This is a genomic window from Streptomyces sp. NPDC088746 (assembly GCF_044751065.1).
Taxonomy (GTDB): domain Bacteria; phylum Actinomycetota; class Actinomycetes; order Streptomycetales; family Streptomycetaceae; genus Streptomyces.
The window spans coordinates 1-13,771 of the sequence record NZ_JBIVLA010000006.1; the positions used below are offsets into that span (position 1 = coordinate 1).

A 13,771-nucleotide genomic window follows, 5' to 3' on the forward strand; every position below is an offset into this window, starting at 1 on the left:
CGCCGATGGTACTGCAGGGGGGACCCTGTGGGAGAGTAGGACGCCGCCGAACAATTATTCCGGGAAAGCCCCGTGCCCTTGTGGCACGGGGCTTTCCTGCGTTCACGGCAAGGCCCGCTCCAGCCCGGCCGCGGGCCCTTGAGGGAGGAGCCAGGCCCGAGGGCGGTCGTAAGGGCCAGGAGGTTCTGCGGAGGTCGAGCCGGCGGCAACGCGGCCGGGGGAATCGCGAGTGGAAACTTCGACCGGTGGTTCTGAGCACCGCCGAGTTCGGGGTATGCTTTATCTCGTTGCCGCAAGGCAACAGGCCCCAATAGCTCAGTCGGTAGAGCGTCTCCATGGTAAGGAGAAGGTCTGCGGTTCGATTCCGCATTGGGGCTCAGCACAGAGAAAGGCCCCCGCCGGTGGCGGGGGCCTTTCTCATGTCCGGGCGATCCCCGGCCGGTCGAGCCGGTGGCGATACGCCCGCATCGACTCCGTCAGTGTCCAGACGGCAACATGGGGCCTTGGCGGGGCCCGTGTCCTGGCTGCGGCCGCCGGCGGTTGTACCGCCGCTACGAACGCAAGGCCACGCACTTGCTCGCCTTCATAGGCATCGCGGCACTCCTGATCGGATACCGCCGTCTCAACAAGCCGATCACACCGAGAAACCGGTGAGCCGAGGCAGAGCCTCCTCGCGTCCGAAGGCCAGCACCTTCGCGAGTACCTCGCGCATCTCGTCAATGCTCTCTGTCGGTACGTCGAGCACTGCCTCGATCCTCGCGTCCTCCAGCTCCAGATCATCCAGGCAGCCGGGGTCCAGCGACACCGTGAGCAGGGTGTCGGTCAGAGTTACCTCGCGGACACAGCCATAAGCCGTGCACTGGTCCGGGGTCATCACGCAGTACGTGTCGAGCCCAAGCGAGATGTCCTGCGCGGACGGCTCACCGACAGCACTCGTGAACAGCAGGAAGAAGCCCTCATCCTCCTCCGCCACGCCGGCCTGCATCTCGCCGTCGACGTCGACCTCGGCCGCAACCGAAGTGGCCGTGAACCTGTATGTCATATGCCGGTCCTATCAGGCACCCAGCACAGCCCACGCTCGACTGTCGAACTGATCGACGACCCGGAGAAGCCGCTGCCCCGCAAGCTCTCTCGGAAGTACCTGGGCGATGACACGCCGGCCGAGCCGGAGGAGGGGCTGCCCGCCGTGCCGAGCACGGCGGGCAACTGCGTACCTCCGGGGCGAGCTCGGCTCCGATCGGTCACGACCCGTGCGCGGTCACCGTCTACCGCCGGCGTACCGGCTAGAGGCTCTGCGGCTCCGGGACGCGCATGGCCAGGATGGCCATGTCGTCGGATGCCGGCTCCGCGGCGAAGCGCTCGACGGCCCGCAGGATGCGCCCCGCCACCGCGCCGGCCGTCAGGCCCGTACACACGGAGAGGACATCGGCCAGGCCGTCGTCGCCGAGCATGCGGGTCCCCTCGCGGCGTTCGGTGACTCCATCGGTCACACACAGGAGTACATCGCCCGGCTCCAGGGTGACCTCCTGCTCGTAGAGCTCGAGGTCCTCGATGACCCCCAGGAGAGGCTGCGGCTCGGCCGCTGCCTCCACGGTGCCGTCCTGGCGCAGACGCAGGGGGAGGGGGTGGCCGGCGCAGACCACCTTCAGGAGGGCGCTGCCGTCCTCCTGCGGCCACAACTCCCCGTAGAGAAGAGTGAGGAAGCGGCTGCGCGCGCCCTCGTCCAGGATGGCGGCGTTGAGCCGCTCCAGCACCGCGGGGCCCCCGAACCCCTCGCGGGCCAGCAGGCGGAGGGCGTGACGGGCGAGGCCGGTGACAGCCGCCGCCTCCGGGCCCGTACCGCAGACGTCGCCGATGGCGAAGCCGTAGGCACCGTCGCGGATGGGGAACACGTCGTAGAAGTCGCCGCCGACCTCGTTGCCCTCGCCCGCCGCACGGTAGATGACCTCGATCTCGACGTTGGGCACGTCGGGCAGGCCGGGCGGGAGCAGGCTGCGCTGGAGGGACTGGCTGATGGCCATGCGCTCCGAGTACAGGCGGGCGTTGTCCAGGGCCAGGGCCGCCCGTCGGGACAGGTCCTCGGCGAGCTCCAGGATCTCCTGGCGGAAGTGCTCGTCGGACGGCTTGCCGAGCGTGAGCATGCCGATCACACGGTTCCTCGCCACCAGGGGCAGCACCACGGTCTCGCCTCCCACGGCGGCCGCCGTGGCCAGCGTCGTACGGGCAGCCGCCCCCATGCTCAGGGGTGCGTCCCTGCCCAGGGTGCGCTTGGAGGTGCGCAGGGCGGCCTGGTGGCCGGCCTCCGCGGGAACCGGCCAGATGCGGGCTCCGGGGGCCGGGACGGGGTCCGGCGGGTCGATGGAGGAGAGCAGGGCCTTGAGGCCGTCGATGCGCTCCTCGTCCTCATGAAGGACATAGGAGAGGTACGGCTCCGAGGACTGGTCCGCGATGGTGTAGACGGCGCACCAGGTGGCCAGGGTGGGCACGGTCATCTGTGCCATCAGCGCCAGGGTCTGGTCCCTGTCCAGCGTTCCGGCCAGCAGGTCGGACGCCTCGACGAGGAAGGACAGCGAGCCGCGACGCAGGCGTTCCAGCTCGCCCAGCCTCGCCGACTCGACGGCCAGCGCGATGCGGTCCGCGGCGAACTGCAGCCGCAGCGCCTCCTCGTTGGAGTACCGGCCCGCCGCTTCGGCCGCGACGCCGAGGGAGCCGGTGAGACGGCCCTCGACCTTGAGCGGGACCGTGACGACCGAGCGCATCCCGGTGTCGCTGAGCAGCGGTACGGCGCCCGGGACGACGGTGAGGTCCTCGTGGACGGCGGGCATGCGGGCGGAGCCGTAGCGGCCCGTGCCGGCCTCGACAGGCACCCGCGCGAAGCGCTGGCGTGCCGAGGGGAGGCCGGTGGTCGCGCGGACCTCCAGCTCCGTCTCGTCATCGGTGGCCAGCAACAGGAAGGCGGCGTCCGCGTCCAGCATGTCGCGCGCCCGCTCGACCGTGCGCTGCAACAGTCCGTCGAGGTCGTCCGGAGCCGGCGAGCCGATGAAGATCTCGAACGGATCCGCGGTGCGGTTCTCGGCCGAGGCGTCCGACACGGGGGCGCGCACCGGCGTCTGGAGCACCGCGCGTTCGTAATCGCGCACGAGGAGGCAGACGGTGGAAGGCTCCCCGCCCGCGTCGCGGACTCTGAGGTGCGAGGCGTACACCGGGATGACACGGCCGTCTGCGCCGCGGAAACCGTAGCTGCCTTCCCACCGGGAGAGCTGCAGTGCGTCGGCGATGCCGGTGTTGGTGCCCGGAGTGTGCGGCCACGCCACGAAGTCGGTGAACTGTTTCCCGTCAACCTGCTCGGCGGCGTATCCGAAGAGGAAGGACGCGTCGTCGTTCCACGACGCGATGGAGCCGGAACCGTCGATCTGGACGACGGCCACCCGCACACGCTGTTCCGCCACCGGCAGGAGAGCTGTGGGCAGGACCGGACTGGCCGAGCGGATACCCACAGGGCGTTCGGGAAGGTCGAGCTGGAACCAGACGTGCTTGTGCGTCGGTGTGTACTCGACGCCCCAACGGGAAGCCAGAGCCGCGCACAGGAGCAGGCCGCGGCCGCCCTCCCGGTCCGGGCTCCCGAAGTCGAGGCCGGAACTCTGGAGCGGCACCTCCCGCTCCGGGTAGTGGTCGGAGACCTCGACGCGTACGCCGTCCTCGGTGCGCAGACAGAGCACATCGGCGGCCGTACCCGCATGCACGACCGCATTGGTCACGAGTTCACTGGTAAGAACGACGGCGTCGTCAACGACGTCCGTGTAACCCCACCCCTGAAGGGTGTCGCGGACGAACGCGCGGGCGGTCGCGACCGAGCGTCCGACCGGATCGAAGGTGGCAGCCGCGCGCGCGGTGATCACAGCACTCCCCATATGGTGTCTCGTCGCTTCCCCGAGTCCTGTGCCCGTATATCGCCCGCTCGATTCGTCTGCCAGGCTAGACGTTCGCCCGGTGTCCCGGGTACACGAGGGCAGACTTGGGTACGCAGGGCACCCGGTGGTTGTGCGCCCGGCGCACAACTATGGGGCCCCCGGTGAGGGAAATGGGACGACCGTGAGACTGTCCTCGCCCTCCCGTTCCGGCCTGGTACGTTTCAACGATTTGACGACCGCATAGTCACCCGTCAACGGTGTGCTGTGGCGGTGAGCCAAAGTGGAAGTGGGCAAGCTTCCGATAACGGCCCGAGCGATACGGTCAACCCCTGCGGGAGGGACACGGTGGAGTCTGGCGTGGCGGCGCGGGGTTCAGGAACGCGCACAAAAGGCGGGCAGTCCGTGAAAAAGCAGCGCAATGGGACCATCGACGTGGACGCGGCAGCTCTGAACAGACTGCTCGCGGCCCTCGTGGCGATGCGTGACGGCAATTTCCGCAGGAGGCTCACCGTCTCCGGCGACGGTGTCCTCACGGAGATCGCCGCCGTCTTCAACGAGGTGGCCGACCGCAATCTCCACCTGACGGGCGAGCTCGCCCGTGTGCGGCGCGTGGTCGGGCGGGAGGGGAAGCTCACCGAGCGCCTGGAGACCGGCGCCTGTGAGGGTTCCTGGGCGGCCGCGATCGACGCCTCCAACGAGCTCGTCGACGACCTGGCGCGACCTGTTTCCGAAGTCGGACGGGTACTCTCCGCGGTCGCCGACGGTGACCTCGAACAGCGGATGGAACTGCGTACCCACGCACCGGACGAGACCGTACGCCCGCTCCGCGGGGAGTTCCTGAAGGTCGCCCGCACGGTCAACAACCTGGTCGACCAGCTCTCCGCGTTCACCGAGCAGGTGACGCGTGTGGCGGTCGAGGTGGGCACCGAGGGCAAGCTGGGGGGTCAGGCCCAGGTGCGCGGCATGTCCGGGTCCTGGAAGGACCTCACGGACTCCGTCAACACCATGGCCTACCGACTCACCGCCCAGGTGCGCGACATCGCCCTGGTGACGACGGCCGTGGCCAAGGGAGACCTGTCACGGAAGGTCACCGTCCATGTGGCCGGTGAGATGCTCCAGCTCAAGAACACCGTCAACACGATGGTGGACCAGCTGTCGTCGTTCTCCTCCGAGGTGACCCGGGTCGCCCGCGAGGTGGGTACCGAGGGTGAACTGGGCGGGCAGGCGACGGTGCCGGGAGTGGCCGGGGTCTGGAAGGACCTCACCGACTCCGTCAACACCATGGCCGGGAACCTCACGTCCCAGGTACGCGGCATCGCCGAGGTGACGACGGCCGTCGCCAACGGCGATCTGTCGCAGAAGGTCACGGTGAGCGCCCGCGGCGAGGTCGCGCAGCTCGCCGAGACGATCAACCAGATGACCGAGACCCTGCGCACCTTCGCCGACGAGGTGACGCGCGTGGCGAGCGAGGTCGGTGGCGAGGGCCTGCTCGGCGGCCAGGCCCAGGTGCCGGGCGCCGCGGGCACCTGGAAGGACCTCACCGACTCGGTGAACACGGTCTTCCGGAACCTGACGACGCAGGTGCGTGACATCGCGCAGGTGACCACCGCGGTGGCCAGCGGTGACATGACGCAGAAGGTCACCGTCGACGTGGCCGGCGAGATGCTGGAGCTGAAGAACACCGTCAACACGATGGTGGACCAGCTCCAGGCCTTCGGTTCGGAGGTGACCCGGGTCGCCCGGGAGGTCGGTGTCGAGGGCCGTCTCGGCGGCCAGGCGGAGGTGCCGGGTGCGGCGGGGACGTGGAAGGACCTCACCGACTCGGTGAACACCGCCTTCCGGAACCTCACGGGCCAGGTGCGTGACATCGCGCAGGTGACCACGGCCGTCGCCAACGGTGATCTGTCGCAGAAGGTCACCGTCGACGTGGCCGGCGAGATGCTGGAGCTGAAGAACACCGTCAACACGATGGTGGCGCAGCTGTCCAACTTCGCCGACCAGGTGACGCGGATGGCGCGGGACGTGGGTACGGAGGGCCGCCTGGGCGGTCAGGCGCGTGTCGACGGTGTCTCCGGGACGTGGAAGGAACTCACCGACTCCGTCAACTTCATGGCCGGGAACCTGACCTCCCAGGTGCGCCAGATCGCCCAGGTGACCACGGCGGTCGCGCGGGGTGACCTGTCGCAGAAGATCGACGTGGACGCCCGGGGCGAGATCCTGGAGCTGAAGAACACCATCAACACGATGGTCGACCAGCTCTCCGCCTTCGCCGACCAGGTGACGCGCGTGGCCCGCGAGGTGGGCACGGACGGCCGCCTCGGCGGCCAGGCCCAGGTGCCCGGTGTGGCAGGCGTGTGGCGTGACCTGACCGACTCGGTGAACGGCATGGCGGGGAACCTCACCGCCCAGGTCCGCAACATCGCGCAGGTCGCCACGGCGGTCGCGCGGGGTGACCTGTCGCAGAAGATCGACGTGGACGCCCGGGGCGAGATCCTGGAGCTGAAGAACACCCTCAACACCATGGTCGACCAGCTGTCGAACTTCGCCGAGCAGGTGACCCGGGTCGCCCGCGAGGTGGGCACGGAGGGCATCCTCGGCGGCCAGGCGGAGGTACAGGGCGTCTCCGGTACGTGGAAGGACCTCACCCAGTCCGTCAACGGCATGGCGAACAACCTGACGCTCCAGGTGCGCAACATCGCGGAGGTGACCACGGCGGTCGCGAAGGGCGATCTCTCCAAGAAGATCACCGTCGACGCCAAGGGCGAGATCCTCGAACTGGTGACGACGGTCAACACGATGGTCGACCAGCTGCTCAACTTCGCCGACGAGGTGACCAGGGTCGCCCGTGAGGTGGGCACCGAGGGGATCCTCGGCGGCCAGGCCCGGGTGCGCGGTGCGACCGGCATCTGGAAGGACCTCAGCGACAACGTCAACCTGATGGCCAACAACCTGACCAGCCAGGTGCGGAACATCTCCAGGGTCTCCTCCGCGGTCGCCAACGGCGATCTGACGAAGAAGGTGACGGTCGAGGCGCGCGGCGAGGTCGCCGAACTGGCCGACACCGTCAACACGATGGTGACGACCCTGTCCTCGTTCGCCGACGAGGTGACCCGGGTGGCGCGCGAGGTGGGCACCGAGGGAGAGCTGGGCGGCCAGGCGCGCGTACCGGGCGTCTCGGGCACCTGGAAGGACCTCACCGAGTCGGTGAACTCGATGGCGTCCAACCTGACCGGCCAGGTGCGCCAGATCGCCACGGTGACCACGGCCATCGCCAAGGGTGATCTCACCAAGAAGATCGACATCGATGCGCGCGGTGAGATCCAGGAGCTGAAGAACACCATCAACACGATGGTCGACCAGCTCTCCTCCTTCGCCGAGCAGGTGACCCGGGTGGCGCGCGAGGTGGGCACCGAGGGGCAGCTGGGCGGGCAGGCCAGGGTCAGGGACGTCGACGGGACCTGGCGCGACCTCACCGAGTCGGTGAACGAGATGGCGGGAAACCTGACCCGTCAGGTGCGCGCCATCGCGGCCGTCGCCACCGCGGTGACCCGCGGCGATCTCAATCTCAAGATCGACGTCGACGCGGCCGGCGAGATCCAGGTGCTGCAGGACAACATCAATACGATGATCGCCAATCTGCGCGACACCACGCTGGCCAACAAGGAGCAGGACTGGCTCAAGGGCAACCTCGCCAGGATCTCCGGTCTGATGCAGGGCCGCCGGGATCTCGACGACGTCGCCTCGCTGATCATGAGCGAGCTGACGCCGGTCGTCTCCGCCCAGCACGGAGCGTTCTTCCTGGCCATGACCACCGGGGACGGTGACGAGGTCGGGTCGGACAGCGGAAGGGAGAGCTCGTACGAGCTGCGGATGCGCGGCAGTTACGGCTATTCCGCCGGCTCCATGCCGACCTCCTTCCGGCCCGGTGAGACGCTCATCGGAACGGCGGCGGAGGAGAAGCGGACGATCCAGGTGGACAACGTGCCGCCGGGGTATCTGAAGATCTCCTCCGGGCTCGGGGAAGCGCCGCCCGCGCACGTGATCGTGCTGCCGGTGCTCTTCGAGGGCCAGGTGCTCGGGGTCATCGAACTGGCGTCGTTCCAGCCGTTCACGCACATTCAGCGCGACTTCCTCAACCAGCTCGCCGAGATGATCGCCACGAGCGTCAACACCATCAGTGTCAACACGAAGACCGAGAAGCTCCTGGAACAGTCCCAGGAGCTCACCGAGCAGCTGCGTGACCGTTCGCAGGAGCTCGAGAACCGGCAGAAGGCGCTGCAGGCCTCCAACGCCGAGCTGGAGGAGAAGGCCGAACTGCTCGCACAGCAGAACCGCGACATCGAGGTGAAGAACACCGAGATCGAGGAGGCGCGGCAGGTCCTGGAGGAGCGCGCGGAGCAGCTCGCCGTCTCGATGCGCTACAAGTCGGAGTTCCTGGCCAACATGTCGCACGAGCTGCGTACGCCGCTCAACTCGCTGCTCATCCTGGCCAAGCTGCTCGCGGACAACGCCGAGGGCAACCTCTCGCCCAAGCAGGTGGAGTTCGCCGAGACGATCCACGGGGCGGGTTCCGACCTGCTCCAGCTGATCAACGACATCCTCGACCTGTCCAAGGTCGAGGCGGGCAAGATGGACGTCAGCCCGACCCGGATCGCCCTGGTGCAGCTGGTCGACTACGTGGAGGCGACGTTCCGGCCGCTCACCGCGGAGAAGGGGCTCGACTTCTCCGTACGGGTGTCCCCGGAGCTCCCCGCCACGCTGCACACGGACGAGCAGCGGCTGCTGCAGGTCCTGCGCAACCTCCTGTCCAACGCGGTGAAGTTCACGGACAGCGGCGCCGTGGAGCTGGTCATCCGGCCGGCCGGCGCCGATGTCCCGAACGCCATCAGGGAACACCTGCTGGAGGCCGGCTCGCTGCGTGACGCCGACGGCGACCTGATCGCCTTCTCGGTCACCGACACCGGAATCGGCATCGCGTCGAGCAAGATGCTGGTGATCTTCGAGGCGTTCAAGCAGGCGGACGGTACGACCAGCCGCAAGTACGGTGGCACGGGTCTCGGCCTCTCCATCAGCCGGGAGATCGCCCGGCTGCTGGGCGGTGAGATCCACGCGGCGAGCGAACCGGGCCGCGGCTCGACCTTCACGCTGTATCTGCCCCTGCACCCCAGCGAGCTGCCTCCGCAGGGCTATCCGCAGATGGGGCCCGGTCCCATCGAGGCCCACGCGAGTTCCGCCGAGGGTGCCCTGCACCTGGAGGCACCGCAGAGCACCGGCACCGAGCAGCCCCTGGGCGACCCCGCCAACTCCGCCGGGGTGTTCCGGCGCCGCCGCAAGGCCTTGGGAGGCGCGGCACAGCGCCCCGCACTGGCGAATGACAGCTCCGGGGAGGAGACCGGCGCGGCACCCGAGGAATGGGTGCAGAGCGCGCAGGAGGAGCAGGCACCCCGCCGGACGTTCCGCTTCCACGGGGAGAAGGTGCTCATCGTCGACGACGACATCCGCAACGTCTTCGCCCTCACCAGTGTGCTGGAGCAGCACGGACTGTCGGTGCTGTACGCGGAGAACGGGCGCGAGGGCATCGAAGTCCTTGAGCAGCACGATGATGTGACGATCGTTCTGATGGACATCATGATGCCCGAGATGGACGGCTATGCGACGACGACCGCGATCCGCCGGATGCCTCAGTTCGCGGGGCTGCCGATCGTCGCGCTGACCGCCAAGGCCATGAAGGGGGACCGCGAGAAGGCGATCGACTGCGGAGCCTCCGACTATGTGACCAAGCCGGTCGATTCCGACCATCTGCTGTCGGTGATGGAGAAGTGGATGCGCGGAGAGTGACCGGGCGGGGAACGGCTCGTCGGAATTCGGCGTCCGGCTGTGCGCCGAGGGGTGTGAGTGTGCGGATTCCGGGGAACCTTCTGGTCTTCGACCGCGTTTTCGCTATGTGCACAGTGACATCGCGGTGACAGGGTGTGGTGACGGGCGGGGTGCGGCTACCATGACCGGCACAAGGACGGACGGCGTAAGGGAGTCGTCCCCTGGGGCGGCACCCGGTGCGATTCCGGGGCGAGGAGGACGGGCCATGGTGCAGAAGGCCAAGATCCTCCTGGTCGATGACCGGCCGGAGAATCTGCTGGCGCTGGAGGCCATCCTCTCTGCGCTCGATCAGACACTGGTACGGGCATCGTCAGGGGAGGAAGCGCTCAAAGCGCTGCTCACGGACGATTTCGCGGTTATTCTGCTGGACGTACAGATGCCCGGCATGGACGGATTCGAGACGGCCGCACACATCAAGCGGCGGGAGCGGACCCGGGACATCCCGATCATCTTCCTGACCGCGATCAACCACGGTCCGCACCACACCTTCCGCGGTTATGCGGCGGGCGCGGTGGACTACATCTCGAAGCCCTTCGACCCCTGGGTGCTGCGCGCCAAGGTCTCGGTCTTCGTTGAGCTGTACATGAAGAACTGCCAGCTGCGCGAACAGGCGTCGCTGCTGCGGCTCCAGCTCGAAGGCGGCGCCCACCAGGGCGCCCACGAGAAGGAGCCGGCGGGTCTTCTCGCCGAGCTCTCGGCCCGGCTCGCCGCGGTCGAGGAGCAGGCGGAAGCCCTCTCCAAGCAGTTGGACGACGAATCGGCGGACGCGGCCGCGGTGGCCACCGCCGCCCACCTCGAGCGCAAGCTCACGGGCCTGCGCCGTGCACTCGACGCGCTGGAACCCGGGGCGGGCGGTTCCACGGCGCCCCTGCCCTCACAGAGCTGACCTCGTCCCGCTGAGGGCCCGTCAGTTCAACGCCTGTGCAAGGGCGACACGGACGGGTGAAGCCGTAGGCACACGTGTCCACCGGCGTCGGCACCGGTAACCTCAGTCACATGGCCTCACGTACGTCCGGCAAGGGTTCCCTGGGCACGGCGGGCACCGCGAAGGGTGCCGGCCGTACCCAGGGACCGGCGAAGAAAGCCGCGCCCGCCAAGAAGGCGGCGGCGAAGAAGACGGTGCCCGTAAAGAAGGCGCCGGCCAAGAAGGCTGCGGCGAAGAAACCCGCGCCCAAGCCCGCACCGTCCCCCACGGGGGGCGTGTACAGGCTCGTCCGCGCCCTGTGGCTGGGTACGGCGCACGGCGTCGGGGCGGTCTTCCGCTCCATAGGGCGCGGCGCGAAGGGACTTGACCCGGCACACCGCAAGGACGGGCTGGCCCTGCTGCTCCTGGGGCTCGCGCTGGTCGTGGCGGCCGGCACCTGGTCGCATCTGCAGGGCCCCGTGGGCGATCTCGTCGAGATGCTCGTGACCGGGGCGTTCGGCCGGCTCGATCTGCTGGTGCCGATACTGCTGGGCGCCGTCGCCGTACGGCTGATCCTCTATCCGGAGAAGCCCGAGGCCAACGGCCGCATCGTCATCGGGCTCTCCGCTCTCGTCATCGGCGTGCTCGGCCAGGTCCACATCGCCTGCGGATCGCCGGGCCGTGAGGACGGAACCGGCGCCATGCAGGACGCGGGCGGCCTCATCGGCTGGGCCGCTTCCCAGCCCCTCGTCTTCACGATGGGCGAGGTGCTCGCCGTCCCGCTGCTTCTGCTGCTGACGGTCTTCGGGCTCCTGGTCGTGACCGCCACCCCGGTCAACGCCATTCCCCGGCGGCTGCGGCAGCTCGGCGTCAGGCTCGGCATCGTCGACCCGGTGGACGTACCGGGCGAGCAGGACGGGAGCGACGGCGAGCGGTACGACGAGCAGTGGCGCGAAGCGCTGCCCGAGCGCACCCGGCGTGCCTCGGCACGTCGCCCGGGACCCGACGAGGTGTACGACCCGGATCAGGCCGAGGGCGAGGCGCTCGCCAAGCGGCGCCGGCCCCGCAGGCCGTCCGCACAGCCCGCGATGAACCGCACCATGGACGCCGTGGACGTCGCGGCAGCCGCGGCGGCCGCGCTCGACGGGGCGGTACTCAACGGAATGCCGCCCTCTCCCGTCGTCGCCGATCTGACGCAGGGCGTCTCCACGGACCGGGACCGCGAGCGGACCGGCACCCCGGTGCCCGGTGCGAGGTCGGCCGGGAAGATCCCCTCCGGTGGCGGGCGCCCGGAGAAGGGCACCTCGTCCTCCGAGGACAGCGTCCCCGATCTGACGAAGCCGGCCCCCGAGCGGCCTGAAGGGCTGCCCAACCGGGCCGAGCAGCTGCAGCTCTCCGGTGACATCACCTACTCGCTGCCCTCCCTGGACCTCCTGGAGCGCGGCGGCCCCGGCAAGACGCGCAGCGCCGCCAACGACGCGGTCGTCGCCTCCCTGACCACCGTCTTCACGGAGTTCAAGGTGGACGCGGCCGTCACCGGCTTCACCCGCGGCCCGACCGTCACCCGGTACGAGGTGGAGCTCGGCCCCGCCGTCAAGGTCGAGCGGATCACGGCCCTCACGAAGAACATCGCCTATGCCGTCGCCAGCCCTGACGTCCGGATCATCTCCCCGATCCCCGGGAAGTCCGCCGTCGGCATCGAAATCCCCAACTCCGACCGGGAGATGGTCAACCTCGGCGACGTCCTGCGTCTCGCCGACGCGGCCGAGGACGACCACCCCATGCTGGTGGCGCTCGGCAAGAACGTCGAGGGCGGCTACGAGATGGCCAACCTGGCGAACATGCCGCACGTCCTCGTCGCCGGTGCGACCGGTTCCGGCAAGTCCTCCTGCATCAACTGTCTGATCACCTCGGTCATGGTGCGGGCGACACCCGAGGACGTGCGGATGGTGCTCGTCGACCCGAAGCGCGTCGAGCTCACGGCCTACGAGGGCATCCCGCACCTCATCACCCCCATCATCACCAACCCGAAGAAGGCCGCCGAAGCACTCCAGTGGGTCGTGCGGGAGATGGACCTGCGCTACGACGACCTCGCGGCCTACGGCTTCCGGCACATCGACGACTTCAACCACGCGGTCCGCACCGGCAAGGCCAAGGCGCCCGAGGGGAGCGAGCGTGAGCTCTCGCCCTACCCGTACCTGCTGGTCATCGTCGACGAGCTGGCGGACCTCATGATGGTGGCTCCGCGTGACGTCGAGGACTCCATCGTCCGGATCACCCAGCTGGCGCGTGCCGCCGGCATCCATCTGGTCCTGGCCACACAGCGTCCCTCGGTCGACGTCGTCACCGGTCTGATCAAGGCGAACGTGCCCTCCCGGCTCGCCTTCGCGACCTCGTCGCTCGCCGACAGCCGCGTCATCCTCGATCAGCCCGGGGCCGAGAAGCTCATCGGCAAGGGTGACGGTCTCTTCCTGCCGATGGGGGCGAACAAGCCGACCCGTATGCAGGGAGCCTTCGTCACCGAGGGCGAGGTCGCGGCGGTCGTCCAGCACTGCAAGGATCAGATGGCGCCGGTCTTCCGCGACGACGTCGTGGTCGGCACCAAGCAGAAGAAGGAGATCGACGAGGACATCGGCGACGACCTCGATCTGCTCTGTCAGGCGGCCGAGCTGGTCGTGTCCACACAGTTCGGCTCGACATCGATGCTCCAGCGCAAGCTGCGCGTCGGCTTCGCCAAGGCCGGACGGCTGATGGACCTGATGGAGTCGCGCAACATCGTGGGTCCCAGCGAGGGTTCCAAGGCGCGCGATGTCATGGTGAAACCGGACGAACTCGACGGTGTGTTGGCCGTCATCCGTGGGGAAACCGCTTCGTAAGAGTTTTGCGGGCAACCGTTTCGCCCGGCCGTACGTCAAGTTGAAGAAAGGAGCAGCGGGATGATCCGTCCGGTGCTCCGTCCTCTGTCCTGCCCGAGGGGCTTCCCGGCGAACCCGATGGCGTACAAAGTCGTCGCTCCCGGTTGCCCCACCCTTTCGTACCACCCCTAGACTGAACATCCAGCAGGTGGCTCACGCTCGAA

General features: G+C 68.7%; 5 protein-coding genes and 1 tRNA gene. 4 read left to right on the forward strand and 2 right to left on the reverse strand.

Annotated elements, in window-relative coordinates:
- Positions 1 to 304: 304 nt before the first annotated feature.
- Positions 305 to 377, forward strand: a tRNA-Thr gene (locus ACIP63_RS25175).
- A 257-nt stretch (positions 378 to 634) separates the two neighbouring features.
- On the opposite strand, the gene ACIP63_RS25180 is transcribed toward ACIP63_RS25175, so the two are convergent.
- A complete protein-coding gene (locus ACIP63_RS25180) occupies positions 635 to 1,042 on the reverse strand; it encodes an Imm10 family immunity protein (RefSeq protein ID WP_401519593.1) in 408 nt (135 codons plus the stop codon).
- Between the two features lie 241 nt (positions 1,043 to 1,283).
- On the reverse strand, positions 1,284 to 3,899 hold the full coding sequence (locus ACIP63_RS25185) for a SpoIIE family protein phosphatase (protein WP_401519596.1): 2,616 nt from the start codon (positions 3,897 to 3,899) through the stop codon (positions 1,284 to 1,286).
- A 414-nt stretch (positions 3,900 to 4,313) separates the two neighbouring features.
- Here ACIP63_RS25185 and ACIP63_RS25190 point away from each other — a divergent pair, with 414 nt between their 5' ends.
- The 3 genes from ACIP63_RS25190 to ACIP63_RS25200 all read left to right on the forward strand — a co-directional run bounded on the left by ACIP63_RS25190 (position 4,314) and on the right by ACIP63_RS25200 (position 13,568).
- The gene (locus tag ACIP63_RS25190) at positions 4,314 to 9,749 is read left to right on the forward strand and encodes a HAMP domain-containing protein (RefSeq protein WP_401519598.1); all 5,436 of its coding nucleotides are present in this window, start codon (positions 4,314 to 4,316) and stop codon (positions 9,747 to 9,749) included.
- A gap of 244 nt (positions 9,750 to 9,993) precedes the next feature.
- Entirely contained in the window at positions 9,994 to 10,674 is a 681-nt protein-coding gene (locus ACIP63_RS25195) for a two-component system response regulator (protein WP_401519601.1), read from the forward strand.
- Positions 10,675 to 10,784: 110 nt separating this feature from the next.
- Positions 10,785 to 13,568 (forward strand): DNA translocase FtsK, encoded by a 2,784-nt coding sequence (locus ACIP63_RS25200; RefSeq protein ID WP_401519604.1) that lies wholly within the window; start codon positions 10,785 to 10,787, stop codon positions 13,566 to 13,568.
- The last annotated feature ends 203 nt before the right edge of the window (positions 13,569 to 13,771 follow it).